Consider the following 24,210-nt stretch of genomic DNA (forward strand, 5'->3'; position numbering starts at 1 on the left):
CCCAGCGTCGAAGGCTGGGTCAGTTTAATAAACCGCGGGATTTGAATTAATATGTCGGCAAACGGGTTAACAGGTGGTGACTTTACCGAAAGTGAGGAGCCCTTCAAGCTCTTTGGGGAATGGCTGAAGGAGGCGGAGGCTTCCGAAGTCAACGACCCCAATGCTGTCGCGCTCGCGACGGTCGATGAAGATGGGCTGCCCAATGTCCGCATGGTTCTCCTGAAGGGTTTCGATACCGACGGATTCGTCTTCTACACGAATTTCGAGAGCCAGAAAGGTCGCGAAATTTTGGGACAGAAGAAGGCGGCCATGTGCTTCCACTGGAAAACGCTGCGCCGTCAGGTGCGTGTACGCGGCCCCGTCGAAATGGTCACCGATGCCGAAGCCGACGCCTATTTCGCCACCCGCGCCCGCGGCAGCCGCATCGGCGCCTGGGCTTCCAAGCAGTCGCGCCCGCTCGAAAGCCGTTTTGCACTGGAAAAGGCGGTTGCCGAATATACCGCGCGCTACGCAATCGGCGAGATTCCGCGCCCATCCTACTGGTCCGGCTTCCGGATACGCCCAACTTCGATTGAGTTCTGGAAGGACCAGAAGTTCCGGCTGCACGACCGGATCGAATTCCGCCGGCCGACGCCCGAGGGGGGGTGGGACAAGGTGCGGATGTACCCGTAAAGAGTTTATTTGCCGAGCAGTTTCAATGGAATGCCTGATGCCAGCGCCGAAACATAGCGTGGCTTCTGGTAAAGGCCGTTGAGCGAGATACGCGGCATATAGGTGGGCCGACTTGCAGCCGGAAATCCCGGCTGCGTTGTCACGGCTACGGCAAAGCCGAGCTTTGCCGCGAGCTCCGCTTCGCGGCCTGTCGCAGCTTCCCGCGTGCCATAGGGATAGGCGATCGCCCGCGGGCGGATGCCGGTGATCGATTCGACATAATCGGCCGAGATTTCCATCTCGATCCGTGCTTCCGCCTGCGGCAGCCGGGCCAGCGCCCGGTGGCTGATCGTATGGGCGCCGAGACTGGCGAGCGGGCTTGCCGAAAGTCTGCGCAACTCCTGCGGCGCCATGACCAGTTCCCGCGTGATGTCGACGGGCTCGATTCCGTGGCGCCGGGCCAGCGCATCCACCTCCAAGATGGCGCGGCTCTCGTCCTGCCTGTGGATAAGCTCGGCAAGCCGGTCGAAAGCGTCCCATTTTCGGACGTCCGTGTCGAGCGCCAGTCTCTCCCTCCCGCGGCCGAAGTTGAACTCGATGCTGTTCTCCCTGCCGAGCAGCAGCGCCAGGGTTTCCCACCAGATGCTGTGCGAGCCCTCGGCAAAGCCTTGCGTTACGAAAACGGTAAAAGGTGCCTGATGCCGCTCGAAAACGGGCAGGGCATGGACGAGATTGTTGCGATACCCATCATCCAGCGTGAAGGCGGCGAACAGGCGATCGTCCTGCGGGTCCGACAATAGCGAGGGCACGGCATCGAGCGGTACGAAACGATAGCCGCTCCGCTTCAGTCGCCGAAGCGCCGCGTCCAGAAATTCCGGCGTTATTTCAAGATGTTCGTTGGGTTCGAACGGCTGAGCGATATGCGGGCGCACGTGATGGAGCGTGAAGATGACACCGCGTCCGCGGGCCTCTTTCATGAGCCCTGCGGCATTCGCCAGCCACGCCGCTTCCAGCCCGCCGCCGATCGCGATGCGCTTCAGACGCCGCTTCCACTGACCCATTTTTCCCGTGACCCCGCTTTGTAATCGTGTCACACAAGCTACCAATCTGCCGTTAAACCTTGCTGAATCCGGCCTGGAAAGTGGCTTCTTTATCGGCTGTTAACCAAGCGAAACAAAAGCTTGGAAAAAACTTGGGCGTTGCCTCAAAGTCGCGCCAGATTGTGGGCATCTGTCACAATACGGGACATAATTCCGGTTGGAGCGACTCGCCGGATATAATGAGGGGAAGTGCATGAGAAGGCTTCTGGCTGCCATTTTGACCGCGACGCTGGCACTTTCTGCACCCGTTGCGGCCTTTGCCGGCAGCGCTTCCCTCGTGCTCGATGCCCGCACCGGCAAGGTCCTTGCGTCCGAAAACGGCGATACGCTGAACCATCCGGCATCGCTGACGAAGATGATGACGCTCTATCTGACCTTCGAGGCGCTCAATCGCGGCAAGATCACCTGGGATACGCCGGTCACGATGTCGAAATATGCGGCCTCCCGTCCGCCGACGAAGCTCGGCGTGAAAGCGGGCGGTACGATCACCGTGCGTGAGGCGGTCTATGGCATGATCGTCAAGTCGGCGAACGATGCTGCTGCCGCCATCGGTGAAAAACTCGGCGGTTCGGAAAGCAATTTCGCCCGGCTCATGACCCAGAAGGCCCGCCAACTCGGCATGAGCCGCACGGTCTTCGTCAATGCATCCGGCCTGCCGGACAAGCGCCAGATCACGACGGCGCGCGACATGTCCACGCTCGCCGTGGCGCTGATGAAGAACTATCCCAGCGAATATCGCCTCTTCTCCATCGCGAGCTTCAATTTCCGCGGCAAGACCATCCGCGGCCACAACAATCTAATGTATCGCTACGAGGGCATGGACGGCATCAAGACCGGCTACACCAATGCCTCCGGCTTCAACATCGTCAGCGCCGTGAAGGACGGCAACCGCCGCGTGGTCGGCGTGGTGCTCGGCGGCCGCACGGCCCGCAGCCGCGACGCCAAGATGGCAGCACTCTTCGACCGCTACATGGGACGTGCCTCCTCCGGCGGCGCCAGGCTGACCGCCAGCATCAATGCCAAGCAGCAGGTCGAGGTCGCCTCGGCCGCCGATGACGCCGATGCTCCCGTGCCGGCGAGCGCACCGCGCGTTGTGGACGAACCCGCACCAAAGGCGCTCGGTTATGCCAGCGATGGGGTTATTCCGCTGGAGCGCCCGGCGGCAATGGACGAGATCATCAATGCCGGCAAGGCGTCGAAAGCGCCAGTCGCCAACGCACCAGCCGGCAAGGCAGGCGGCTGGCAGATCCAGATTTCCGCCGCCCCGAGCGCTGATGCCGCCCGCGCGCTTCTTGCGCAGGCTCAGTCCGAGGCCGGTGCACCGCTGGTCTCCGCCTCGCCTTATACTGAAGCTGTCGGCAAGGGCGCCAATGCGGTTTACCGCGCCCGCTTCACAGGGTTTCAGAGCAAGGAAGACGCGACCTCTGCCTGCGACGCTCTCAAGAAACGCTCTTACGACTGCATGCTCCTGCCGAACCAGGGCTGAGCTGCACGCTCTGGACAATTTCCGGGAATCGGCGCTCTCCTCATAAACAAAAGGAGAACGTCATGCTGCAACGGCTCGCCGATCAGTTCGAGACCTCATCGTCAACCTATGCCAGCGCCAACGGCATTGAGCGCGATGCCGACTGGTTCCTGCTGAAGCTGCAGGAGGAGATGGGTGAACTGACCCAGGCCTGGAACCGCCTGACCGGTCGTGGTCGTGCCAAAGGCCGTTCGCCCGAGGAGATGGAACGCGACCTCGCCGATGAGACCGCCGATATCCTCGGCCATCTCCTGCTCTTCGCCCGTCGCCACGACATCGATCTCGCCGCTGCAGTCGAACGGAAATGGAAATTCAAGCCGGAGGCGTGATCCGCTTGATGGTCAGCTCGTTGCGACTTTGCGCTGGTAGAATTTGCTGTCCACCGCCATGAGCGGGAATGCCCGCGGCAGGTCCTTCTTGGGAATTTCTGAAAATCCGTTCTTTTCATAGAACCGCTGCGCAGCAAGAAACTTGTCCGTCGTGCCGAGGAATATATCGGTCACGCCGACTTCGCCGGCATGGGCAAAGAGCGCCTCGAGCAGCCGGTTGGCGACGCCGTGTTCGCGGCCTCGCACCTCGGCGGCCACGAACATCTTCCGGAGCGCAGCCTGATTGTTTCCGATATCCTTGAGGGCGAGCGTGCCGACGATGGCGCCGTCCTTGATCGCGACCCAGAACTGACCCTTGCCCGACTGGTAAAAGTCGGGAATGACGCGCAGGTCCGGCTGCGCGTCAGCGGTGATGTCGATGCCGAATTCTTCACGCTGGATCGGCAGGATGACCGAGATCACGTCATCGGCATCGTCAGGGGCGAAGGTTCTGATTTCGATCTCGACCATGGTTGTATCGCCTCAGGCCTGCGTGCCGCCGACGGTGACCTGATCCATGCGCAGATGCGGCTGGCCGACGCCGACAGGCACCCACTGGCCCGCCTTGCCGCAATTGCCGATGCCGGTGTCGAGCTTCATGTCGTTACCGACCATAGACACACGCTTCATCGCATCCGGGCCGTTGCCGATCAGCATGGCGCCCTTGATTGGCGCACCGATCTTGCCGCTTTCGATGAGATAGGCCTCGGTGCAGCCGAAGACGAATTTGCCTGATGTGATATCCACCTGACCACCGCCGAAGGAGACGGCATAGATACCCTTCTTCACCGAGGCGATGATCTCCTCCGGTGACTTGTCCCCGCCGAGCATATAGGTGTTGGTCATGCGCGGCATCGGCACATGCGCATAGCCCTGGCGGCGGCCGTTGCCGGTAGGCGCCATGCCCATTAGCCGGGCATTCTGCCGATCCTGCATGTAGCCGACCAATTTGCCGTTCTCGATCAGCACATTATAGGCCGAAGGCGTACCTTCGTCATCGATGGTGATCGAGCCGCGGCGGCTGTCGATTGTGCCGTCGTCGACGACGGTCACGCCTGGTGCTGCCACCATCTGGCCCAGGAGACCCGCAAAAGCGGAGGTCTTCTTACGGTTGAAATCGCCCTCGAGGCCGTGACCCACGGCCTCATGCAGCATGACGCCCGGCCAGCCGGAGCCGAGCACGACGTCCATCGTGCCTGCCGGCGCGTCGATCGCTTCGAGATTGACGAGTGCCTGGCGCAGCGCTTCGTCGGCACCGTGCTGCCAGCTTCCCGTCGCGATGAAATCGCCGAAGCCGATGCGGCCGCCCTGGCCGTAGGAGCCGCTTTCCTGGCGATCGCCTTCGCCGACCATCACGGAGATGTTGATGCGCGTCATCGGCCGGATGTCCTGTACGCGATGGCCGTCGGCGCGCAGGATGTCGACCACCTGCCAGCTTGCGGCGACGGAGGCCGTCACCTGCCGCACCTTGTCGTTCTTGCCGCGCAGATAAGCGTCGATATCGGTCAGCACCTTCACCTTCTCTTCGAAGGTCGGCGAACCGATCGGGTTCTCGTCGGTGTAGAGCTTGCGGTTGGTGCCCTGGGGCGCTGCCGCATAGCTGCCGGAATAGCCGCGCGTGACGGCGCCGACCGCATCGGCGGCCCGCTTCAGCGCCGAGACGGAGAGGTCACCCGCATGCGCATAACCGACAGCTTCGCCGGCCACGGCGCGCAGGCCAAAACCCTGCTCGGTGTTGAAGCTGCCGCCCTTGAGGCGGCCGTTATCGAAGGTAAGCGATTCCGCCTGCGCGTGCTCGATGAAGAGCTCGCCGTCATCGGCGCCGGAAAGCGCCTCGGCGACATGCTTGCGCATCGTCGCTTCGTCGGCATCGAAAAGCGTCAGGAGATCGGTGGTCATGTCTTTTGCTCCGCAAGAAGAGCGGGAGTGCTCAATAGCCGATGTAGGTCTGTTGTGCTGCGCGAGCAAGCCCCGACGGATCAGGGCAGGGCGTCGTAGCCTTCCGCAAAACCCTTGAGGTCGACGGGGATGCCGATGCCTTCTTCCGGCGTCTGGAAGACGATGAAGGTCGCTTGGGCGCCGCTACGGAAGGTCTTGAGCAGTTCGTCCTCGAGAACGACTTCGGCATAGCAGCCATCGGCAAAGCAGCGCACGAAATAGGCGCGGCCGATGTCCTTGCCGTCGACATTGAGGCCGAGGCCGTTTGGCAGCAGCACGCCGAGCGGTGCCAGCACGCGCAGGATCTTCGACTTGCGGTCAGCCGTCTTCAGGACGACGACGGACAGGCCGACCTCCGGCCGGTCTTCGGCGATGACGTTCTGCATCAATGCGCACTGCTCGGTCGAAGCGCCGGGCGGCTTGTCGCAGACGACGGACCATGCGCCGTGGTTGGAACGAACCGTGCCGGGAGCCGGTGGCTGCGTTTGCCCAGGCGTCACTTGCTCGACGTTCGGCGTCGCAGACGGCTGTGCCGGAGCGGGCTTCGGGGCAGGCGTGGCGGGACGCGACTGCGCGGGCGCTGGTGCCTGCTGCGCGAAAACGGGGCTCGTCGCGGCGGCCGCGATGCCTGCGGTCAGAACAAACGACCGCGCGAGGGAACGGAAACCCATGAAAACCTCTGGATATCGAATCATTGCCGCTATTTGTGAAGCTGCCCACAAAAAATGAAAAGCCCCACCCCGTGAAAACCGGGGGACTGCGGCAGAAATAGGACCTCGCCAAAAGAATGTGCCGCGAGCGGATTGGCCCCAAAGCGCGTTTTTCGTATGCTGATGAAAAGCTTGCAATGTTTTGCCATACCCGACGATGCGGTGCTGGAGCAAAAATGCCGCATAGACAATTGCTTCTGCCTGTTGCGGCGGATGCCAAACTGTGGTTTGAAGCGCAGAAGATGGCAAGGATTCTGCGTCCGAATTGATGCAGATCAGCGCTCGAGGGAGATTACAAGGTGATTAAGAAGGCTTTTGCAGCTCTGACCGCGCTGGTCTGTCTGCTTTTTGCTTCCGGCACATATGCCGATCAGCCGATGCCGTGGCAGGCTACCCTGCAGCCGGCAGCGACGCCGATCATGCGGGAGATCCGCTGGTTCGAACAATATACGCTGTGGTTCATTGTTCCGATCACACTGTTCGTTCTCGTTCTTCTTATCGTCGTCTGTTTCAAGTTCCGCGCTTCGGCGAACCCGGTTCCCTCTAAGACGAGCCACAATACGCTGATCGAAGTCATCTGGACCGTGGGGCCGGTCCTCGTGCTTCTCTTCCTTGCAGTTCCCTCTTTTAGCCTGCTCACTGCGCAGTTGACGCTGCCGGACAACCCCGATGTGACCATCAAGGCGACCGCGACCCAGTGGCAGTGGAACTATGAATATGAAGGCTCGGGCGAAGCGCCCGTTGCCTTCGACTCCTATCTTCTGAAGGAGCCGGATCGTGCCGCTGCCGGCAAGACTGATCTTTCCGTCTATCCGCGCCTGCTGGCCGTCGACAACGAACTCGTGCTGCCGGTCGACAAGACCGTCCGTGTTCTCGTCACCGCCGCGCCCACCGACGTCATCCACGCTTTCGCCATGCCGTCCTTTGGCATCAAGATCGACGCCGTTCCGGGCCGCCTGAACGAAACCTGGTTCCGCGCCGAGCGTGAAGGTCTCTTCTATGGCCAGTGTTCCGAGCTTTGCGGCAAGGACCATGCGTTCATGCCGATCGCCATCCGCGTCGTTTCCGAAGACAAGTACAAGCAGTGGCTGACCACGGCCGCCAGCGACTTGCCCGGCGCCTATAAGACACTGATCGCCGCTGCCGATGGTTCTGCAAAGACCGTCGATGTCGCTGAAAACGTCGCAAAGTAAGATAGGGGATCGGGACAATGGCTGGACCTTCCGCTCACGACGATCATTCTCATGATCACCATGCTCATGACGCTCATGCGCATGACGACCACCACGATCACTCTCATGCTCCGAGCTTTGCCGACCGCTGGTTCTTTTCGACGAACCACAAGGACATCGGCACGCTTTACCTGATCTTCGCGATCTTCGCTGGTATCGTCGGCGGCCTTCTCTCCGTCGCCATGCGTATGGAGCTGCAGGAGCCGGGCATCCAGATCTTCCATGGCCTCGCCTCCATGGTCTACGGCTTCGAAGGTGATGCTGCGATCGATGGCGCCAAGCACATGTTCAACGTCTTCACCACCGCTCACGCGCTGATCATGATCTTCTTCATGGTCATGCCCGCGATGATCGGCGGTTTCGCCAACTGGATGGTGCCGATCATGATCGGCGCGCCGGATATGGCCTTCCCGCGTTTGAACAACATCTCCTTCTGGCTGATCGTTCCCGCCTTCCTGCTGCTGTGCCTCTCGATGTTCGTCGAAGGCCCGGCCGGCGCATACGGCACAGGCGGCGGCTGGACCATGTACCCGCCGCTCGCAGTCGGCGGTCAGCCGGGACCGGCGGTCGACCTTGCGATCTTCGCGCTGCACATCGCTGGCGCCTCGTCGATCCTCGGTGCGATCAACTTCATCACCACGATCCTCAACATGCGCGCTCCGGGCATGACGCTGCACAAGATGCCGCTCTTCGCCTGGGCTGTGCTGATCACCGCCTTCCTGCTGCTGCTGTCGCTGCCGGTTCTGGCTGGTGCCATCACCATGCTGCTCACCGACCGTAACTTCGGCACGGCCTTCTTTGCGCCGGAAGGCGGCGGTGACCCGATTCTCTACCAGCATCTGTTCTGGTTCTTCGGTCACCCGGAAGTCTACATCCTGATCCTGCCGGGCTTCGGTATCATCAGCCACATCGTGTCGACCTTCTCGAAGAAGCCGGTTTTCGGTTACCTCGGCATGGCCTATGCCATGGTCGCCATCGGTGCCGTCGGCTTCGTCGTCTGGGCTCACCACATGTACACGGTCGGCCTGTCGCTTGACGCGCAGCGCTACTTCGTCTTCGCGACGATGGTCATCGCCGTTCCGACGGGTGTGAAGATCTTCTCCTGGATCGCAACGATGTGGGGTGGCTCGATCACCTTCCGTACGCCGATGATCTGGGCGATCGGCTTCATCTTCCTCTTCACCGTTGGTGGCGTCACGGGCGTCCAGCTCGCAAACGCCGGCCTCGACCGCTCGCTGCATGACACCTATTACGTCGTGGCTCACTTCCACTACGTTCTGTCGCTCGGTGCCGTCTTCGCCATCTTCGCTGCCTGGTACTACTGGTTCCCGAAGATGACCGGTTACATGTATAACGAGTTCCTCGGTAAGTTGCACTTCTGGGTCATGTTCGTCGGCGTGAACCTGGTGTTCTTCCCGCAGCATTTCCTCGGCCTCGCAGGCATGCCACGCCGCTACATCGACTATCCGGATGCATTCGCCGGCTGGAACTATGTCTCGTCGATCGGCTCCTATATCTCCTTCGTCGGCGTGATCATCTTCCTTGTCGGTGTCTGGGAAGCCTTCGCTAGGAAGCGCGTTGCCGGTGACAATCCGTGGGGTGAGGGTGCAACGACCCTCGAATGGCAGTTGCCTTCGCCGCCGCCGTACCACCAGTGGGAACAGCTTCCGCGCATCAAGTAAGATGCCGGACTTCCAGACGCCGCAGGCCTCTGCGGCGTCTGGCGATTAGTAGATCAGGACGGAATGATGACGGTTGTCGACAATCACGAGGCTCTTGCGGACGAAGGCGATTTTCGCCTGTCGGAAGCCGGTGCGCGCGATTATTTCGAGCTTCTGAAGCCGCGGGTCATGTCGCTCGTGGTCTTCACGGCCTTTGCCGGCCTCGTGCTGGCGCCAGGCCACATCAATCCGGTCCTCGGCCTGATCGCCATTCTCTGCATTGCCGTCGGCGCAGGCGCGTCGGGTGCGCTGAACATGTGGTATGACGCCGACATCGACGCCGTGATGAGCCGCACTGCCAATCGCCCGATCCCGGCCGGCCGCATCATGCCCAAGGAAGCCTTGGCCTTCGGCCTTGTCCTCTCCTGCTTCTCGGTGACGATCCTGGGTCTCGCCGTCAACTGGCTGTCGGCCTCCATCCTCGCCTTCACCATCTTCTTCTATGCCGTCATCTACACGATGTGGCTGAAGCGCTCGACGCCACAGAACATCGTCATCGGTGGCGCGGCCGGCGCTTTCCCGCCCATGATCGGCTGGGCCTGCGTGACCAATTCCGTCACGATCGAAAGCACTGTTCTTTTCCTCATCATCTTCCTGTGGACGCCGGCGCATTTCTGGGCGCTCGCCCTCTTCAAGATGCGCGATTACGAAGCTGTCGGCGTGCCGATGCTGCCGAACGTTTCGGGTGAACGCACCACCAAGCACCAGATCGTCGCCTATGCCGTGCTGACCGCAGTCTGCGCCGTGCTGCCGACTTTCCTCGGTTTTGCCAGCGTCGGATACGGTGTGGTGGCCGCAGCGCTTGGCGCGGTCTTCATATACTGTTCCATCGCCGTCTGGCGTATGCCCGATGGCGATCTCAAGATGATCCCGGCGAAGAAGTTGTTCGGCTTCTCGATCTTCTATCTCTTTGCCGTGTTCTCCGCGCTGATGCTCGACCGGCTGGTTGCGATGCTGGTCTCGTATGCAGGAGGCTCGTTCTGATGGAATTGGTCAAGCTCACTGAGGCGCAACGCAAGTCGCGCCGTAATCGCAACATCGCGCTTGGTGTCGTGCTCGCCGGTCTGGTGGTTCTTTTCTACGCCATCACCATCATCAAATTCCTGGGACATGGAGGCTGATACGATGAGCGATGCCGTCAACGCACCGAAGAAGCCGCGCAACAATGCCGCCGTCGTCTTCATGTGCCTGAGCTTCGTCGTCGGCATGGGCGCGGCGAGCTATGCCGCCGTGCCGCTTTATCGCCTCTTCTGCCAAGTGACCGGCTATAACGGTACGACCCAGCGCGTCGATCAGGTTTCGAGCGTCATTCTCGACCGCACGATGCGCGTCACGTTCGACGCCAACGTCGCTCCTGGCCTGCAGTGGGAATTCAAGCCGGTCGAACGCGAGGTCAATCCGAAGATCGGCGAGACCATCCAGGTCAATTTCATCGCCGAAAACCGTTCCAACGAAACCCAGCGCGGCCAGGCGATCTTCAATGTGACGCCGGGCGAGGCGGGCGCCTATTTCAACAAGGTGCAATGTTTCTGCTTTAATGAAACGGACCTGAAGCCGGGCGAAAAGCTTGAAATGCCGGTCGTGTTCTACATCGATCCGGATATTACCAAGGCCGCTGAATCGAAAAGCATTCACACGGTCACGCTGTCCTACACGTTCTATCCCAAAGAGGGTCCGAAGCCGGTGGCTTCGAATGAGGGTGGAACGGGACAGGCTGAAAAGAAACTTTGATTGAGGAGTGTTTCCGGCGGTGCCGGAAGCGGAGAAGGAAGACACCGGGGATCTGACATGGCCGATGCTCATCAGAAGAATCACGACTATCACATCATAGCTCCGAGCCCGTGGCCGATACTGGCCTCGCTCGGCGCATTCCTGATGGCCTTCGGCGGCGTCGGCTATATGCGCTACCTGAACGGCGGCTCGCTGCATGTTCTCGGTATCGAGTGGGCTCATCCGTGGGTCTTCTTCATCGGCCTCGCTGTCGTTTTCTACGTCATGTATGGCTGGTGGTCGGACACCGTGAAGGAAGCCCACGAGGGTGCCCATACGCGCGTCGTGTCTCTGCACCTGCGCTACGGCATGATCATGTTCATCGCTTCGGAGGTGATGTTCTTCGTCGCCTGGTTCTGGGCCTATTTTGACGCCAGCCTCTTTCCGCACGAAGCCATCCAGGCTTCGCGCCTTGCCTATACCGGCGGTGTCTGGCCGCCGAAGGGTATCGAGGTTCTCGATCCCTGGCACCTGCCGATCTACAACACCGTCATTCTGCTGCTCTCGGGCACGACGGTGACTTGGGCTCACCACGCTCTGCTGCACAACGACCGCAAGGGCCTTATCCAGGGCCTGACGCTGACTGTTTTGCTCGGCGTGCTCTTCTCTTCCGTCCAGGCCTATGAATATGCCCATGCACCGTTCGAGTTCCGCAACTCGATCTACGGCGCGACCTTCTTCATGGCCACCGGTTTCCACGGTTTCCACGTTCTGGTCGGCACCATCTTCCTGCTGGTCTGCCTCCTTCGTGCGTTGCGCGGCGACTTCACGCCGAAGCAGCACTTCGGCTTCGAGGCGGCTGCCTGGTACTGGCACTTCGTCGACGTCGTCTGGCTGTTCCTGTTCTTCTGCATCTACGTCTGGGGCGGCTGGGGCGCTCCGGTCGCCGCAGGCTGATCGAGACCGGATAGAGGAATTGAAAAGGCGGGTGCTCTGACCCGCCTGATCGAAATGTGGAATATTCCCTGTCGCAAGTATTAGGCGCGAATTTCTGACTTTGCGGTTTTTGAGGCAGGAGTTTGATTTAACGCTCGGAGAGTTTGAGCCGCATCAACGGTCGTCTCGGGGATCGGCGCGCGATCTCCGAGAATCCAAGCTTCCTGAATACCGAGGCGATGCCGACAAAACCCTCCCCCCATGTCAGAGGTTTTTCGGGATCGATAGTGCAGGCGTCAACTGCAACCGCATTATTGGCTATCGCGAATTCAACAGCGGCGCTGGCAAGATGCCGCATGAGGCCCTGCCGGCGATAGCCCGTGCGAATGAAGAAGCACGTGATGGCATAGACACTCGAAGCGTCAGGCTCACTCACATCTTCCGGCGGCCGTGAAGTTTTTGCGGCCTGGAAGCGTGAGGAGGCAGGCCGCGGGCCGATCGCACACCAACCGACCGCTTTCCCGCGATGATATGCAATCAGCCCCGGCGGCGGCCCAGCCTCCACGATCGCCCGGAAGGCATCTTTCCGGCCAGTTTTCTCCATCGCCTTGTAGTCAGCGCCCTTGATGCGAGGCCACATGCACCAGCATCCCGAATTGGCTCCGCGCAATGGACCAAAAAGGTCTTCAAGATCGGCCCAACGATCGGCCGTCAATGGGTGGATATCAAACGTATCAGCCATTCCGCCTCCCAAAGGTATCTCAGTCGTTCGCGTAGCAGACAGCCCGAAGTTTATTGCTGTCGGGATCGGTGTAAATCCCGAGTCTTTTTGTCTCAACCGCTGCCCGTCATCTTACCGTTGGCCAGCCTTTCGAAGGCCGAAGGCTCGGGAATACCGAGATCCAGCTGATGGCGGATCGCCTCGGCGCATTCGAGCGCAGTCAGCACGGATGTATCGACCTCCATGTCGTAGAGACCCGGACGATGCACCTCGTCCTGCCAGCGCTGCACCGGTTTGGGAATGGACGCGTCCTCCGTGGCGCGCAGATAAAGCGTCTCGCGCCCTTCCTCCACAATTTCCCGCCGCTGCATGATCGTCTCGATTGGACAGCGTATGCCGACGAACAGGACGGGAAAGCCCTCCAGCCGCCGGGCGCAGTCGCCGAGGATGCCGAGCGGCTGCGAATAGCTGTCGTGATGGCCGAGATCGGCGACGACGTTGAGGCCCAATCCGGCATGGATGGCGATCGATTCATAGAGCGCTGCGTAGAGGAACGGTACCAGTTCCTCCAGGTCCGGCCGTTCGCCGCCCGGCCTCAGCCCGATGCCGGGCAGGTAGCGCTTCGGCGTCATGGCATTATAGGTGTCGACGCCGAGGTTGATCCACGGCCCCTCGAATTCTTCCTGGATTGCACGCGCAATGCTGGATTTGCCGCTTCGCGGCGCGCCGTTCAGGATTATGATCTGTCCGGCATGGCTATCATCGCTCATCAGTCTTCTTCTTCTGTTTGGCGCGAATCACTGAGGCGAAAACGCGCAGGCCTTTCCATTCGGGATGCGAATACTTTATGGGAGAGTTAAGGCAGACGACGAAAAGCCGTCGGCAGGGAGATGGTCATGAGTGAAGACAACGCACAATTTCCACCGGTCGACCCGGTCAAGACCGGCATCAAGGGATGCTGCCCGCGCTGCGGTCATGGTCAGCTCTTCGATGGTGTCCTTGGCCTGAAACCACGCTGCGCCGCCTGCGGCCTGGATTATTCCTTCGCCGATGCAGGCGATGGTCCCGCCGTCTTCGTCATTCTCATCGTCGGCTTCATCATCATCGGTTCGGTGCTCTGGCTGCAGGTCAACTACGCTCCGCCGATCTGGGTCCACATCCTGCTCTTCGGTCCGCTGACGGTCATCCTTTCCCTGGTAGCGCTTCGCTGGTGCAAGGGTATCCTCATCGCCATGCAATATCGCCACAATGCCCGTGAGGGACGCTTGAGTGATTGATATTGAAAGTCCGGCCCCGCGCCGCAAGCTGCCGGTCTTTACCGGCGTAGCGGTTCTCATTGCGCTCGCCATCCTGATCTCGCTCGGCACCTGGCAGGTGGAGCGCCTTCACTGGAAGGAAGGCCTGCTCGCGGACATCGCCGAGCGTCGTGCAGCCGTCCCGGTTCCGCTTGCGGATATAGAGTCTATGGCGGAGCAGGGCGGTGATATCGAATACCGCACGGTGACCGCCGCCGGCCGCTATATCAACAACAAAGAGCGCCACTTCTTCGCCACCTGGCGCGGCCAGACCGGCTATTACGTCTATACCCCGCTGCAGCTTGAAGACGGGCGCTACCTCTTCGTCAACAGAGGCTTCGTTCCCTATGAGAACAAGGAGCCGGAAATGCGTATGCAGGGCCAGTTGACTGGCCAGCAGACGGTAACCGGCCTCGCGCGTGCCAAACTCCCTGGCAAACCTTCCTCGCTCGTGCCTGACAATGACATGGCGAAGAACATCTTCTACTGGAAGGATCTCGATGTGATGGCATCGAGCGTCGATCTCGACAAGGCTGATGTCGTGCCCTTCTTCGTCGATGCCGATTCCACGCCCAACCCAGCGGGTTTTCCGATCGGTGGCGTGACACAGATTGATCTACCGAACGACCATCTGCAATATGCCTTCACCTGGTACGGGCTGGCGGTGGTGCTGGCCGTCGTCGTCGCAATCTCCTGGTTCCGCCGCAAGGGTGCCGCGCAATAGTATCGCTTCAATTCCATCCCATATTGGGTTAGAGGTCCCTGAAGCTTAACCTGGATATGTCATGAACATTGCGGCAAAACCTCCTTTGACGATCAGGCTCTGCGGTCCGCGCGGCTTCTGTGCCGGCGTCGATCGGGCGATCCAGATCGTCGTGCTGGCGCTGAAGGCCTATGGCGCGCCCGTCTATGTCCGCCACGAGATTGTTCATAACCGCTATGTCGTGGAAGGGCTGGAAGCCAAGGGCGCGGTCTTTGTCGAGGAGCTTGACGAGATCCCGGCGGAACATCGTGCCCAGCCTGTCGTCTTTTCCGCCCATGGCGTGCCGAAATCCGTGCCCGAGGATGCGAATGCCCGCAACCTCTTCTATCTCGACGCCACCTGTCCGCTGGTCTCTAAGGTCCACAAGCAGGCGATGCGCCACAATCGCCTCGGCCGCCATGTCGTCCTGATCGGCCATGCCGGCCATCCCGAGGTTATCGGCACCATGGGCCAGCTTCCCGAGGGTACTGTCTCTCTGGTCGAAACCGTCGAGGACGTCGATGCCTATGAGCCCGCCGATCCCGATAATCTCGGCTATGTCACCCAGACGACGCTCTCGGTCGATGATACCGCCGGCGTTATCAAGCGGCTCGAAGAACGCTTCCCCAATCTGAAGGCGCCGGCTGCCGATTCCATCTGCTATGCCACGACCAATCGCCAGGAAGTGGTGAAAGAAGCTGCCCCCGGCTGCGATCTGTTCATCATCGTCGGCGCACCGAATTCGTCCAATTCCAAGCGGCTCGTCGAAGTGGCGCTCCGGGCCGGGGCGAAGAAGTCGATCCTCGTGCAGCGCGCTTCCGAACTCGACTGGGATGAGATCGGCCCGATTGCCACGCTTGGCTTGTCCGCCGGTGCTTCCGCCCCGGAAGTGATCGTCAACGAGATCATCGAGGCCTTCCGCACCCGCTTCGATGCCCGCGTCGAGCTTGCCGAAACCGTGCAGGAAAACGAACATTTCCTCGTCAATCGCGAGCTGCGCAGTCTTGAACTGACCACGGCTGACATGGCATTCGTGAACGGGGAGTGAGGCGAGGGGATCCCCTCCATCCTGCCCCATCTGATCAGACCGCCTCTACAGTGAGAGACCCACCTTGGCAGTTTATACTGATATCGCCGAAGACGATCTGAAATGGTTTCTCACCGAATATGATGTCGGCACGCTGCTTTCCTACAAGGGCATCGCCGAAGGCGTGGAGAATTCCAACTTCCTGCTGCATACATCTAAGGCGCCGCTCATCCTGACGCTTTACGAGAAGCGGGTGGAAAAGAGCGATCTGCCGTTCTTCCTCGGCCTGATGCAGCATCTGTCGGCCGGCGGCCTGTCCTGCCCGCTGCCGCTGCCGCGCAAGGACGGCGCTCTGCTTGGCACGCTGTCAGGCCGTCCCGCAGCGCTCATTTCCTTCCTCGAAGGCATGTGGCTGAGAAAGCCGGAACCGAAACATTGCCGCGAAGTCGGCAAGGCGTTGGCGCAGATGCATGTCGCTGGCGAAGGTTTTGCGCTGACGCGGCCGAACGCGTTGTCGCTGGAAGGCTGGCAGACGCTCTGGGACAAATCAGAGGCACGCGCCGACGAGGTGGAGTTCGGCCTGCAGAACGAAATCCGCAGCGATCTCGATTTCCTGCGGGCCTATTGGCCGAAGGATTTGCCCGCTGGCGTCATCCACGCCGATCTTTTCCCTGATAACGTCTTCTTCCTTGGTGACGAACTCTCGGGCCTCATCGATTTCTACTTCGCCTGCAACGATCTGCTCGCCTATGACGTCTCGATCTGCCTCAATGCCTGGTGCTTCGAGAAGGATGGTGCCTACAACATCACCAAGGGCACGCAGATGCTCGAGGGTTACCAGAGCGTGCGGCCGCTGAGTGGTCAGGAGATCGCGGCGTTGCCGGTCCTCTCCCGCGGTTCGGCCCTGCGTTTCTTCCTGACCCGTCTTTACGACTGGCTGACGACGCCGGAAGGCGCGATGGTCACCAAGAAGGACCCGCTCGAATATCTGCGCAAGCTGCGCTTCCACCGCCAGATTTCCTCGCCGGCGGAATATGGACTGAGCCTATGAAGCACATCGATATCTTCACCGACGGGGCATGCTCCGGCAACCCCGGCCCCGGCGGGTGGGGTGCCGTGTTGCGCTACGGCGAGGTCGAGAGGGAGCTCTCCGGCGGCGAGGCTGAAACCACCAACAACCGCATGGAACTTCTGGCTGCCATCTCCGCGCTGAGCGCCTTGAAAGAGCCCTGCGAGGTCGATCTCTATACCGATAGCGCCTATGTGAAAGACGGCATTTCCAAATGGATCTTCGGCTGGAAGAAGAACGGCTGGAGGACATCGGACAATAAGCCGGTGAAGAATGCCGAGCTCTGGCAGGCGCTGGAGGAGGCCCGCAACAAGCATAAAGTGACGCTCCATTGGGTCAAGGGCCATGCCGGCCATCCTGAGAACGAGCGTGCCGACGAACTGGCGCGCAAGGGCATGGAGCCGTTCAAGAAGAGCAAGAAGGCAGGCTGATCAAGCTGCCTGTCGCTGCTCGTTGGCTGCATTCTGTATCAGTCGGTGCAGATATTCGAGCTTCGTTACGACTGGCGAAGACAGCACGAAGGGATAGGAATCCGGCTGGCCCATGCTGCGCTGGATCGCATTGATCGCAAGGCTGAGCGGCACCCAGGCGCTGACGAGCTGTTCGGCGCTCTGTGCCCGATAGGGACTGAAATCCACCTCCGCCGCAATCTCTTCATGGCCGCGCGGATCGATCGCCATGCCGAAGCTGCGCGCGGTCTCCAGCGTATCGACGATGTGCAGGTAATGCGCGAAGCATTCCGCAAAATCCTCCCAGGGATGGACGGAGGCATAGGCGCTGATGAAGCTCTCCTGCCAACCGGGAACCGGCCCATTGGCATAGTGGTCCTGCAATGCCGCGCTATAGTCGTGCCGCTCGTCGCCGAAGACGGCGCGGAACTCGTCGAAACCATTGCGGTCGCGCACCAGCTTGTTCCAGATGAAATGCCCGGCCTCGTGACGGAAATGGCCGAGCAGGGTGCGATAGGGCTCGTCCATCGCCGTGCGCGCCTGCTCGCGGGTCACGTCATCCGCCTCCGCCGCACGGATGGCGATCAGCCCTTCTTCATGCCCTGTCATGGCCGGGACCACATTGCCGTCGTTTTGAACGGCGTCTTCGAGGAAGTCGAAAACGAGCCCGCCTTGCGGGTCTTCCTGCCGATCCGGATGCGGCAGGTTCCAGCGCAGCAGCGAATAGAAGAGGTGGCGCTGCGCCTGGCTGATGCGCCGCCAGCGGTCGATGCCTTCTGGCGTATCGGTGTTCGGCACCAGCCGGTTATGCCGGCAGGCGATGCAGAAATCATTGTTGTCATCGACCAGCCAGTTGCAGATATCGAGGCCCGCATTGGCGCAGAACCGCACGAGCCGGTTCGGATCGGAGACGAGCTGCCAATTTGCCTCATCGAACGATTCCAGTGCATGCATGGAAAGATCGCCCGCAAAGAAGCCGAGGCGATGATTGCAGCGCACGCACTGCCTGTTGTCGAAATGGATGACCTGATCGCAATTGTCGCAGGCAAACAACCTCATGGCAGCCCCCTAAATGCCCGCCGCTGGGGTGCCGCAGGCATTGCCGACGGAAAACGCTAATGAATGAGTTTCGTTCCGGAATGATGCAGTCAGGCGTGGCCGGCTTCGGCCGAAAGCATGGCAGGCGTGATACCCATGCTGGCGAGCGCCCGCTCATACTTGTCATCGAGGCAGCGATCGAAGATCAATTCCTCATTGGCCGCGCAATTGAGCCAGCCATTGGAGGCCACCTCGTTTTCGAGCTGGCCCGCGCCCCAGGAGGAGTAACCGAGCAGCATGGTCGCCCGCTTCGGGCCGCCGCCCTTGGAGATCGCGCGCACGATATCGAGCGTCGCCGTCAGGCAGATATCGTCGCTGACGGGGATGGAGGAGTCGCTGACATAATCGTCGGAATGCAGCACGAAACCCCGCCCGCTCTCGACCGGCCCACCGGTCTGGATCGGAAACTCCCGCGCATCCTTCGGCAGTACGATGGAATCTTCCTGCTTGATCATGTCGAGATGCAGCAGGACATCGGTGAAGGTGAGGCTTTGCGGGCGATTGATGACGAAGCCCATGGCCCCTGCATCCGAATGGGCGCAGATATAAATCACTGTGCGCGCGAAGTTGCGATCCTCCATGCCCGGCATGGCGATCAGAAACTGACCGTCGAAAAATCCGCGTTCCCGTCTGTTCTTCAGCGTTGCTAGGGACATGGTTCCTCCTGCCGCCAGACCGCACAAAGGCTCCGACAAGAGAAACATGGGGCAATGTCACAAATCAATCAACTGAAAATGAAGATTTAAATGGGCAGGACTTCTGGCGGCAATTGGCAAGTTTCGGTAAACCCTTGTTCCATGAGAGTTATTTCATTGCTCGCGCGCGCGCCATTAATTGCGGTCATTTTGGCTGCGTCCATGCTCGGATTGTTGCGTCCGGCGCATGCGGAAATGAGCGACTGGGCGCAGAACGACGGCGGCCGGATGCGTCTCGTGGCACTGCCGCCGGACGCTGCCGGCCATATAAGGGCAGGCCTCCAGATCGAGCCGAAGCCTGGCTGGATCACCTATTGGCGTGAACCGGGCAATAACGGCATCCCGCCGCAGATCACCATCGCACCGCAAAGCGGCATAACGCTTGACGCCATTTCCTATCCCGTTCCGAAACATATCTCTAACGGCAAGGTCGAGGACATCGGCTATGAGGCGCCGGTGACCCTGCCATTATCGCTGACGGCTTCGAAAGTGGGGCCGGTCGTTCTCGACGCTACCGCTTTCATTGGCATCTGCAAGGATATCTGCATTCCTTTCCAGGCGCAGCTTTCACTGAAAATTGGTGCTGCCGCCCAGTCGCGCCCGCAGGAGGAGATGATTCTTCAGAGCGCCGCTGCCCGCCTTCCCGAAGCGCCGTCTGCTGATTTCGAGGTTGTCGCACATGCGATGTCATCCGACCTGAAGCAACTCTCGCTGAAAGTTACTCTGCCGGAAGCGGGGAATGGAACGCCCGAAATCACCGTCACCGGCCCGAGCGGCTATGCCTTCACCAAGCAGATGAATGTGGGGCGCAGCGGCAAGGCCTATTCCGCCGATATCGCCATCGGAAAGCTCCCGAAAAATTACGATATCAAGGGCAAACAGTGGGGGGTGCTCATCGTTGACGGTGCCCGTGCCATGGAGACTACGCTTGCCTTTGATTGACCGCATCTTATAGTCCCTCTCGATCCCCTGCGGCCATGCCGCGACCAGCCTGAACCGAGGAGAAAATCCATGACCATCGCGATCGGCGAAAAGCTTCCTGCCGCCACCTTCAAGGAAAAGACTGCCGACGGCCCGGTCGAAATCACCACCGAGCAACTCTTCGGCGGCAAGCGCGTTGTGCTCTTCGCCGTGCCCGGCGCCTTCACGCCCACCTGTTCGCTGAACCACCTGCCGGGCTATCTGGAAAACCGCGATGCCATTCTTGCCAAGGGCGTCGACGATATCGCCGTTCTTGCCGTCAACGACTGGCATGTGATGGGCGCCTGGGCACAGTCTTCGGGCGGCCTCGGCAAGATCCATTTTCTTGCCGACTGGGATGCCGGCTTCACCAAGGCTGTCGGTCTCGATGCCGATCTCTCTGCCGGTGGCCTCGGCGTGCGCTCCAAGCGTTATTCCATGCTGGTCGAGGACGGTGTCGTGAAGTCGCTCAATGTCGAAGAAACGCCCGGCCAGGCAACGGTTTCCGGCGCGGCGGCGATGCTTGAGCAACTCTGAGCCGGAAACGGATCGATACCGATCAAAAGGCGCCCTTGGGCGCCTTTTTAATGCTGGGTGTTGAAATGCGCATCGATATCGCGATGGCCTTCGAAAATCTTGACGACCTCGAAGTCATCGCCGACATAGCGGAATATGATGACATAGTTGTTGTAGGCAAAGCTGCGGATTCCGTCGCCAAGTTCCGGGCGCGGTCGTCCGATGTGCCCGGGGAGCGATGCAAGATCCGAGCATTTCTGGATGAGCTTATTCGTGAAATTGCGTGCAATGCCGCGATTGCCGCTTTCTCTGGTAAGAAACCTGAAGATCTGGCCGATATCCGCCTTCGCGCTCTGTAGAAAGCGAAGTTGCGGCATATCAATAACCTTCCTTTGCCAATTCGGCCTCTACTTCGTCCAGCGATGCCTGTAGCTCCTCTTCAGTGATCTCGCCGCCCGCTGTGATTGCTTCACCGATTTCACGGCGCAACGCATTCAGCTTCGCCTCCCGCTCCTCCACCAGTCGCAATCCTTCGCGTACAACTTCGCTTGCCGAACCATATCGGCCATCCTTGACGGCCTGCTCGACGAATTTCTCCCAGCGTTCACCAATGGACACGTTCATAGCAATCGTCTCCGTCCAATCTCGATAACAAAATATGCGCATTGAATAGCATCACGTCAAGAATGAACCTCGCCTCATTCCTGCCGCAATTGTTATAACATAACGGTAATGTTATTACGTAAAGGAATTGAGAATGCCGCCCATATCCGCACATTTTGCCATTAGTCTCCTTGGGCAGTCGGCGTTTCTGCGCCTGAGCGGTGCGGGTGCCATCGTCGCGCTTCTTTGGCTGGCGATCCATTGGGCGATCCTGCTGCCATGAGCGTGCCGGTTATCCGCCTCGACAATCTGACGGTCTCCTACGACCGTCATCCTGCGGTCCATTATCTCTCCGGCACGTTCCAGTCCGGCAGCCTGACGGCAATCGCCGGGCCGAATGGTGCGGGAAAATCCACGCTGCTCAAGGCGATCATGGGGGAACTGCGCCCGGCCGAGGGCAGGGTGGAGCATCGGCTGCAACGCACTGATTTCGGCTATCTGCCACAGGCGGCTGACATCAACAGGCGCTTTCCGATCTCGGTGCTGGATACCGTGCTGCTCGGAAGCTGGCGCTCGGCCGGTGCCTTTGGCCGCATCGCAAAGCAAGACGCCGCATGCACCCGCGACGCACTCGCCACCGTCGGACTCGAGGGGTTCGAAAAGCGCCATATCGGCTCGCTTTCGGCCGGCCAGTTCCAGCGTGTGCTCTTCGCCCGCCTGCTGCTGCAGGATGCGCGCATCATCCTGCTTGACGAACCCTTCACCGCCATCGATGCCCGCACGACCAGGGATCTGCTCGACATTGTCGTCCGCTGGCATGGCGACGGGCGGACGGTGATTGCCGTGCTCCATGATTTCGAACAGGTGAGGGCGTATTTCCCGGAGACCTTGCTGCTCGCCCGCCGGCTGGTCGGCTGGGGGCCGACGCAGGAGGTCATGTCGTCTGCCAATCTTCTGCAGGCCCGCGCCATGGCCGAACGTTGGGATGAGGATGCCGAAGCCTGCGAGCCGGCGGCATGACGGCCTACGATATCTTCTTCGCCCCCTTTGCCGATTATGGCTTCATGCGCCGCGCCCTCGTCGCCTGCCTGTGCCTGGGGCTTGGTTCCGGCCCCATCGGTGTTTTCCTGATGCTTCGCCGCATGAGCCTCATGGGAGACGCCATGAGCCATGCCGTGCTGCCCGGTGCGGCGGTCGGTTATCTTGTCGCCGGCTCGCTGTCGCTGACGGCGATGGGTATCGGCGGACTTGTCGCCGGTCTTTCCGTCGCGCTGCTGTCGGGTGTCGTCAGCCGCATGACCGTGCTGCAGGAGGATGCAAGCTTTGCGAGCTTCTATCTCGCATCGCTGGCCTTGGGCGTTCTTATAGTCTCCTTGCGTGGCTCCAACATCGATCTGCTGCATGTGCTTTTCGGCACCATCCTCGCCATCGATGCGCCGGCGCTGACGCAGATCGGCGCCATCACGTCGGTCACACTACTGGCGCTCGCGGTCATCTATCGGCCGCTGGTCGCCGAATGCTTCGATCCGGGCTTCCTGCGCGCCGTCGGCGGGCGCGGACCGGTCTATCATTTCCTCTTCCTGCTATTGGTCGTGCTGAACCTCGTTGCGAGCTTCCAGGCGCTCGGCACGCTGATGGCCGTCGGCCTGATGATGCTGCCGGCTGCGATCGCCCAACTCTGGTCGCGCAGCCTGTCCGCCATGATGATCATTGCGGCGGCAAGTGCCGCGGCTTCCGGCTATCTCGGCCTCATCGCCTCCTATCACCTGGAGCTTGCCTCCGGCCCGACGATCATCATGACCGCGGCTCTGCTCTACGGTCTCTCCATTTTCTTCGCGCCGTCGGGCCTTGCCCGGCGGTTCTTCCCCCGCCCGCATCTGAAGGGCTGATTACAGGAGACATCGATGTTACCTAGCAGATTGCTTCTTTCCGCCGCCTTGCCTGTCCTGATGACGCTTTCGGCCGTGCCGGCTTCCGCCGACACGCTGAAGGTCGTCGCCTCCTTCACCGTGCTTGCCGATGTCGTCCGCCAGGTCGGCGGCGACCACGTCAAGGTCACGAGCCTCGTCGGACCGAACGGCGATCCCCATGAATTCGAGCCGTCGCCGGCCGATGCGAAGGCGCTGAATGCCGCTAAAGTCACCTTCGTCAGCGGCGAGGGGCTGGAAGGCTGGATGGACCGCCTGATCACTGCCTCTGGCTACAAGGGCAAGCCGGTCACGGTCTCCGAGGGCATCAATACCCGCACGATGGAAGAGGACGGCAAGACCGTCACCGATCCGCATGTCTGGAACAGCCCCGTCAACGTGAAGGTTTGGGTCGCCAATATCGAGAAGGCGTTGTCCGACGCCGACCCGGCCGATGCCGCCGCCTACAAGGCCAATGCCGAGAAATATACAAAGAAACTGGACGAACTGGATGCCTATGCGCATTCCAAATTCGACAAGATCGCCGATGACCGCCGCAAGGTGCTGACGAGCCACGATGCGTTCGGCTATTTTGGCCGTGAATATAATGTCAGCTTCCTGGCACCGCTTGGTCTCTCGACAGAAAGCGAAGCCTCCGCAGCCGACGTCTCCAAGCTGATCGAGCAGATCAAACAGGAACACGTAAAGACCTACTTCTTCGAAAACTCCAACGATCCGCGCCTCGTCAAGCAGGTCGCCACCGCGACCGGTGCCGAGCCGGGCGGTGAGCTCTATGTCGAATCTCTCTCGGACTCGAAAGGCCCAGCCCCGACCTACGAGAAGATGTTCCGCTACAATGTCGACCAGCTCTCCACCGCCATGGCGAAGTCGAGCTGAGTTACCAAGGTCTCAGATGACGAGATCGAAAACCAGGAGGCCAGCAAGGCCTCCATCCGTCGACGTAACGATACGCTCGCCAACGGCTACATGCTCGGGATGCACCAGATAGGCGTCCCGGGCCTCGGGGCTCTCAAAGGTCACGGCAAAGCCGTCGACGAAACCGCCATGCAGCCCCTCGGGCGAAACATTCGGCCCGTATTTTATATCGAGGATCCCCGGTATCACCTGCTTCAGCGCCACGATGGCGTCGAACAGCGCCTGCTTGTCGTCTGGCGTCATGGCGCTCTTCAGTCGCATGAATACGCAGTGCAGGATCATATGGTGCCTCCCGGTTGTA

The 24,210-nt window shown here is 60.5% G+C and carries 31 protein-coding genes; 20 read left to right on the forward strand and 11 right to left on the reverse strand.

The features are described from left to right. Positions 1 to 51 precede the first annotated feature (51 nt). Positions 52 to 672, forward strand: a complete 621-nt coding sequence (gene pdxH / locus FHT82_RS25645) for a pyridoxamine 5'-phosphate oxidase (protein ID WP_183735521.1) — start codon at positions 52 to 54, stop codon at positions 670 to 672. 5 nt (positions 673 to 677) lie between these two features. Here pdxH and FHT82_RS25650 read toward each other — a convergent pair whose 3' ends face one another. Next, entirely contained in the window at positions 678 to 1,712 is a 1,035-nt protein-coding gene (locus FHT82_RS25650) for a polysaccharide deacetylase family protein (RefSeq protein WP_183735522.1), read from the reverse strand. Between the two features lie 232 nt (positions 1,713 to 1,944). Between FHT82_RS25650 and FHT82_RS25655 the strand changes: the two genes are divergently transcribed. Continuing rightward, positions 1,945 to 3,237, forward strand: coding sequence for a D-alanyl-D-alanine carboxypeptidase family protein (locus FHT82_RS25655; protein WP_183735523.1), 1,293 nt, complete (start codon positions 1,945 to 1,947; stop codon positions 3,235 to 3,237). Positions 3,238 to 3,299: 62 nt separating this feature from the next. Then, positions 3,300 to 3,605 (forward strand): pyrophosphatase, encoded by a 306-nt coding sequence (locus FHT82_RS25660; RefSeq protein WP_183735524.1) that lies wholly within the window; start codon positions 3,300 to 3,302, stop codon positions 3,603 to 3,605. A gap of 12 nt (positions 3,606 to 3,617) precedes the next feature. Here FHT82_RS25660 and FHT82_RS25665 read toward each other — a convergent pair whose 3' ends face one another. From FHT82_RS25665 to FHT82_RS25675, 3 genes are all read right to left on the reverse strand, one after another. Next, positions 3,618 to 4,115: a GNAT family N-acetyltransferase gene (locus tag FHT82_RS25665; RefSeq protein ID WP_183735525.1), complete on the reverse strand. Its 498-nt coding sequence runs from the start codon at positions 4,113 to 4,115 to the stop codon at positions 3,618 to 3,620. A gap of 12 nt (positions 4,116 to 4,127) precedes the next feature. Continuing rightward, positions 4,128 to 5,543, reverse strand: a complete 1,416-nt coding sequence (tldD, locus tag FHT82_RS25670) for a metalloprotease TldD (protein WP_183735526.1) — start codon at positions 5,541 to 5,543, stop codon at positions 4,128 to 4,130. 80 nt (positions 5,544 to 5,623) lie between these two features. Next, positions 5,624 to 6,277 (reverse strand): invasion associated locus B family protein, encoded by a 654-nt coding sequence (locus FHT82_RS25675; protein WP_183735527.1) that lies wholly within the window; start codon positions 6,275 to 6,277, stop codon positions 5,624 to 5,626. A gap of 314 nt (positions 6,278 to 6,591) precedes the next feature. On the opposite strand from FHT82_RS25675, the gene coxB reads away from it, so the two are divergent. The 6 genes from coxB (at position 6,592) to FHT82_RS25705 (ending at position 11,912) form a co-directional block, all read left to right on the forward strand. Further along, positions 6,592 to 7,485, forward strand: coding sequence for a cytochrome c oxidase subunit II (coxB, locus tag FHT82_RS25680; RefSeq protein ID WP_183735528.1), 894 nt, complete (start codon positions 6,592 to 6,594; stop codon positions 7,483 to 7,485). 17 nt (positions 7,486 to 7,502) lie between these two features. Further along, positions 7,503 to 9,206: a cytochrome c oxidase subunit I gene (gene ctaD, locus FHT82_RS25685; protein ID WP_183735529.1), complete on the forward strand. Its 1,704-nt coding sequence runs from the start codon at positions 7,503 to 7,505 to the stop codon at positions 9,204 to 9,206. A 66-nt stretch (positions 9,207 to 9,272) separates the two neighbouring features. Then, positions 9,273 to 10,229, forward strand: a complete 957-nt coding sequence (locus FHT82_RS25690; protein ID WP_183735761.1) for a heme o synthase — start codon at positions 9,273 to 9,275, stop codon at positions 10,227 to 10,229. Next, the gene (locus FHT82_RS25695) at positions 10,229 to 10,366 is read left to right on the forward strand and encodes a hypothetical protein (RefSeq protein WP_183735530.1); all 138 of its coding nucleotides are present in this window, start codon (positions 10,229 to 10,231) and stop codon (positions 10,364 to 10,366) included. The genes FHT82_RS25690 and FHT82_RS25695 overlap by 1 nt, the downstream gene beginning before the upstream one ends. A gap of 4 nt (positions 10,367 to 10,370) precedes the next feature. Further along, positions 10,371 to 10,976, forward strand: a complete 606-nt coding sequence (locus FHT82_RS25700; protein ID WP_183735531.1) for a cytochrome c oxidase assembly protein — start codon at positions 10,371 to 10,373, stop codon at positions 10,974 to 10,976. 57 nt (positions 10,977 to 11,033) lie between these two features. Next, positions 11,034 to 11,912 carry a cytochrome c oxidase subunit 3 gene (locus FHT82_RS25705; RefSeq protein WP_183735532.1) on the forward strand — a complete coding sequence of 293 codons (879 nt, stop codon included), beginning with the start codon at positions 11,034 to 11,036 and terminating at the stop codon, positions 11,910 to 11,912. Between the two features lie 127 nt (positions 11,913 to 12,039). Here FHT82_RS25705 and FHT82_RS25710 read toward each other — a convergent pair whose 3' ends face one another. After that, positions 12,040 to 12,633: a GNAT family N-acetyltransferase gene (locus FHT82_RS25710; protein WP_183735533.1), complete on the reverse strand. Its 594-nt coding sequence runs from the start codon at positions 12,631 to 12,633 to the stop codon at positions 12,040 to 12,042. Positions 12,634 to 12,725: 92 nt separating this feature from the next. Beyond that, on the reverse strand, positions 12,726 to 13,382 hold the full coding sequence (locus FHT82_RS25715; RefSeq protein ID WP_183735534.1) for a chloramphenicol phosphotransferase: 657 nt from the start codon (positions 13,380 to 13,382) through the stop codon (positions 12,726 to 12,728). Between the two features lie 126 nt (positions 13,383 to 13,508). Between FHT82_RS25715 and FHT82_RS25720 the strand changes: the two genes are divergently transcribed. From FHT82_RS25720 to rnhA, 5 genes are all read left to right on the forward strand, one after another. After that, a complete protein-coding gene (locus FHT82_RS25720; RefSeq protein WP_183735535.1) occupies positions 13,509 to 13,889 on the forward strand; it encodes a DUF983 domain-containing protein in 381 nt (126 codons plus the stop codon). Continuing rightward, positions 13,882 to 14,631: an SURF1 family protein gene (locus tag FHT82_RS25725; protein WP_183735536.1), complete on the forward strand. Its 750-nt coding sequence runs from the start codon at positions 13,882 to 13,884 to the stop codon at positions 14,629 to 14,631. The genes FHT82_RS25720 and FHT82_RS25725 overlap by 8 nt, the downstream gene beginning before the upstream one ends. Before the next feature lie 61 nt (positions 14,632 to 14,692). After that, the gene (ispH, locus tag FHT82_RS25730; RefSeq protein ID WP_183735537.1) at positions 14,693 to 15,697 is read left to right on the forward strand and encodes a 4-hydroxy-3-methylbut-2-enyl diphosphate reductase; all 1,005 of its coding nucleotides are present in this window, start codon (positions 14,693 to 14,695) and stop codon (positions 15,695 to 15,697) included. 64 nt (positions 15,698 to 15,761) lie between these two features. After that, positions 15,762 to 16,727: a homoserine kinase gene (locus FHT82_RS25735; RefSeq protein ID WP_183735538.1), complete on the forward strand. Its 966-nt coding sequence runs from the start codon at positions 15,762 to 15,764 to the stop codon at positions 16,725 to 16,727. Further along, positions 16,724 to 17,176, forward strand: coding sequence for a ribonuclease HI (gene rnhA, locus FHT82_RS25740; protein WP_183735539.1), 453 nt, complete (start codon positions 16,724 to 16,726; stop codon positions 17,174 to 17,176). Before FHT82_RS25735 ends, rnhA begins: the two co-directional genes overlap by 4 nt. Here rnhA and FHT82_RS25745 read toward each other — a convergent pair whose 3' ends face one another. Both FHT82_RS25745 and FHT82_RS25750 read right to left on the reverse strand, forming a co-directional pair. After that, on the reverse strand, positions 17,177 to 18,253 hold the full coding sequence (locus FHT82_RS25745) for a putative zinc-binding metallopeptidase (protein ID WP_183735540.1): 1,077 nt from the start codon (positions 18,251 to 18,253) through the stop codon (positions 17,177 to 17,179). 89 nt (positions 18,254 to 18,342) lie between these two features. Beyond that, positions 18,343 to 18,948: a YqgE/AlgH family protein gene (locus tag FHT82_RS25750; RefSeq protein WP_007818010.1), complete on the reverse strand. Its 606-nt coding sequence runs from the start codon at positions 18,946 to 18,948 to the stop codon at positions 18,343 to 18,345. 201 nt (positions 18,949 to 19,149) lie between these two features. Here FHT82_RS25750 and FHT82_RS25755 point away from each other — a divergent pair, with 201 nt between their 5' ends. After that, a complete protein-coding gene (locus FHT82_RS25755; RefSeq protein WP_246698225.1) occupies positions 19,150 to 19,929 on the forward strand; it encodes a protein-disulfide reductase DsbD domain-containing protein in 780 nt (259 codons plus the stop codon). A gap of 69 nt (positions 19,930 to 19,998) precedes the next feature. Further along, on the forward strand, positions 19,999 to 20,484 hold the full coding sequence (locus tag FHT82_RS25760) for a peroxiredoxin (protein WP_183735542.1): 486 nt from the start codon (positions 19,999 to 20,001) through the stop codon (positions 20,482 to 20,484). 47 nt (positions 20,485 to 20,531) lie between these two features. On the opposite strand, the gene FHT82_RS25765 is transcribed toward FHT82_RS25760, so the two are convergent. Both FHT82_RS25765 and FHT82_RS25770 read right to left on the reverse strand, forming a co-directional pair. Further along, on the reverse strand, positions 20,532 to 20,840 hold the full coding sequence (locus FHT82_RS25765; protein ID WP_183735543.1) for a type II toxin-antitoxin system RelE/ParE family toxin: 309 nt from the start codon (positions 20,838 to 20,840) through the stop codon (positions 20,532 to 20,534). Position 20,841: 1 nt separating this feature from the next. Further along, entirely contained in the window at positions 20,842 to 21,087 is a 246-nt protein-coding gene (locus FHT82_RS25770; protein WP_183735544.1) for a type II toxin-antitoxin system ParD family antitoxin, read from the reverse strand. A gap of 133 nt (positions 21,088 to 21,220) precedes the next feature. On the opposite strand from FHT82_RS25770, the gene FHT82_RS30580 reads away from it, so the two are divergent. The 4 genes from FHT82_RS30580 to FHT82_RS25785 are packed head-to-tail and all read left to right on the forward strand — an operon-like array spanning position 21,221 to position 23,870. Then, on the forward strand, positions 21,221 to 21,349 hold the full coding sequence (locus tag FHT82_RS30580; protein WP_281411216.1) for a hypothetical protein: 129 nt from the start codon (positions 21,221 to 21,223) through the stop codon (positions 21,347 to 21,349). Continuing rightward, positions 21,346 to 22,086 (forward strand): ABC transporter ATP-binding protein, encoded by a 741-nt coding sequence (locus FHT82_RS25775; RefSeq protein ID WP_183735545.1) that lies wholly within the window; start codon positions 21,346 to 21,348, stop codon positions 22,084 to 22,086. Before FHT82_RS30580 ends, FHT82_RS25775 begins: the two co-directional genes overlap by 4 nt. After that, complete coding sequence (locus FHT82_RS25780; protein ID WP_183735546.1) at positions 22,083 to 22,955, forward strand: metal ABC transporter permease; 873 nt, start codon at positions 22,083 to 22,085, stop codon at positions 22,953 to 22,955. Before FHT82_RS25775 ends, FHT82_RS25780 begins: the two co-directional genes overlap by 4 nt. A 15-nt stretch (positions 22,956 to 22,970) precedes the next feature. Beyond that, positions 22,971 to 23,870 (forward strand): zinc ABC transporter substrate-binding protein, encoded by a 900-nt coding sequence (locus tag FHT82_RS25785; protein WP_183735547.1) that lies wholly within the window; start codon positions 22,971 to 22,973, stop codon positions 23,868 to 23,870. Positions 23,871 to 23,882: 12 nt separating this feature from the next. Here the strand turns inward: FHT82_RS25785 and FHT82_RS25790 are convergent, their stop codons facing one another. Further along, complete coding sequence (locus tag FHT82_RS25790; RefSeq protein WP_183735548.1) at positions 23,883 to 24,191, reverse strand: Dabb family protein; 309 nt, start codon at positions 24,189 to 24,191, stop codon at positions 23,883 to 23,885. Positions 24,192 to 24,210 lie beyond the last annotated feature (19 nt).

This window comes from Rhizobium sp. BK275 (genome assembly GCF_014193555.1).
GTDB lineage: Bacteria > Pseudomonadota > Alphaproteobacteria > Rhizobiales > Rhizobiaceae > Rhizobium.

Bases quoted from the DNA above. Each gene is read 5' to 3' on its own strand.
- FHT82_RS25790 (WP_183735548.1), bottom strand. From the start codon at position 24,191: ATGATCCTGCACTGCGTATTCATGCGACTGAAGAGCGCCATGACGCCA.
- FHT82_RS25715 (WP_183735534.1), bottom strand. From the start codon at position 13,382: ATGAGCGATGATAGCCATGCCGGACAGATCATAATCCTGAACGGCGCG.
- FHT82_RS25755 (WP_246698225.1), top strand. From the start codon at position 19,150: ATGCTCGGATTGTTGCGTCCGGCGCATGCGGAAATGAGCGACTGGGCG.
- FHT82_RS25660 (WP_183735524.1), top strand. From the start codon at position 3,300: ATGCTGCAACGGCTCGCCGATCAGTTCGAGACCTCATCGTCAACCTAT.
- FHT82_RS25765 (WP_183735543.1), bottom strand. From the start codon at position 20,840: ATGCCGCAACTTCGCTTTCTACAGAGCGCGAAGGCGGATATCGGCCAG.
- pdxH (WP_183735521.1), top strand. From the start codon at position 52: ATGTCGGCAAACGGGTTAACAGGTGGTGACTTTACCGAAAGTGAGGAG.
- FHT82_RS25690 (WP_183735761.1), top strand. From the start codon at position 9,273: ATGACGGTTGTCGACAATCACGAGGCTCTTGCGGACGAAGGCGATTTT.
- tldD (WP_183735526.1), bottom strand. From the start codon at position 5,543: ATGACCACCGATCTCCTGACGCTTTTCGATGCCGACGAAGCGACGATG.
- ctaD (WP_183735529.1), top strand. From the start codon at position 7,503: ATGGCTGGACCTTCCGCTCACGACGATCATTCTCATGATCACCATGCT.
- FHT82_RS25705 (WP_183735532.1), top strand. From the start codon at position 11,034: ATGGCCGATGCTCATCAGAAGAATCACGACTATCACATCATAGCTCCG.
- FHT82_RS30580 (WP_281411216.1), top strand. From the start codon at position 21,221: ATGCCGCCCATATCCGCACATTTTGCCATTAGTCTCCTTGGGCAGTCG.
- FHT82_RS25745 (WP_183735540.1), bottom strand. From the start codon at position 18,253: ATGAGGTTGTTTGCCTGCGACAATTGCGATCAGGTCATCCATTTCGAC.
- FHT82_RS25675 (WP_183735527.1), bottom strand. From the start codon at position 6,277: ATGATTCGATATCCAGAGGTTTTCATGGGTTTCCGTTCCCTCGCGCGG.
- FHT82_RS25710 (WP_183735533.1), bottom strand. From the start codon at position 12,633: ATGGCTGATACGTTTGATATCCACCCATTGACGGCCGATCGTTGGGCC.
- ispH (WP_183735537.1), top strand. From the start codon at position 14,693: ATGAACATTGCGGCAAAACCTCCTTTGACGATCAGGCTCTGCGGTCCG.
- FHT82_RS25695 (WP_183735530.1), top strand. From the start codon at position 10,229: ATGGAATTGGTCAAGCTCACTGAGGCGCAACGCAAGTCGCGCCGTAAT.
- FHT82_RS25760 (WP_183735542.1), top strand. From the start codon at position 19,999: ATGACCATCGCGATCGGCGAAAAGCTTCCTGCCGCCACCTTCAAGGAA.
- FHT82_RS25655 (WP_183735523.1), top strand. From the start codon at position 1,945: ATGAGAAGGCTTCTGGCTGCCATTTTGACCGCGACGCTGGCACTTTCT.
- FHT82_RS25780 (WP_183735546.1), top strand. From the start codon at position 22,083: ATGACGGCCTACGATATCTTCTTCGCCCCCTTTGCCGATTATGGCTTC.
- FHT82_RS25785 (WP_183735547.1), top strand. From the start codon at position 22,971: ATGTTACCTAGCAGATTGCTTCTTTCCGCCGCCTTGCCTGTCCTGATG.
- FHT82_RS25750 (WP_007818010.1), bottom strand. From the start codon at position 18,948: ATGTCCCTAGCAACGCTGAAGAACAGACGGGAACGCGGATTTTTCGAC.
- FHT82_RS25665 (WP_183735525.1), bottom strand. From the start codon at position 4,115: ATGGTCGAGATCGAAATCAGAACCTTCGCCCCTGACGATGCCGATGAC.
- FHT82_RS25650 (WP_183735522.1), bottom strand. From the start codon at position 1,712: ATGGGTCAGTGGAAGCGGCGTCTGAAGCGCATCGCGATCGGCGGCGGG.
- FHT82_RS25770 (WP_183735544.1), bottom strand. From the start codon at position 21,087: ATGAACGTGTCCATTGGTGAACGCTGGGAGAAATTCGTCGAGCAGGCC.
- FHT82_RS25775 (WP_183735545.1), top strand. From the start codon at position 21,346: ATGAGCGTGCCGGTTATCCGCCTCGACAATCTGACGGTCTCCTACGAC.
- FHT82_RS25700 (WP_183735531.1), top strand. From the start codon at position 10,371: ATGAGCGATGCCGTCAACGCACCGAAGAAGCCGCGCAACAATGCCGCC.
- FHT82_RS25720 (WP_183735535.1), top strand. From the start codon at position 13,509: ATGAGTGAAGACAACGCACAATTTCCACCGGTCGACCCGGTCAAGACC.
- rnhA (WP_183735539.1), top strand. From the start codon at position 16,724: ATGAAGCACATCGATATCTTCACCGACGGGGCATGCTCCGGCAACCCC.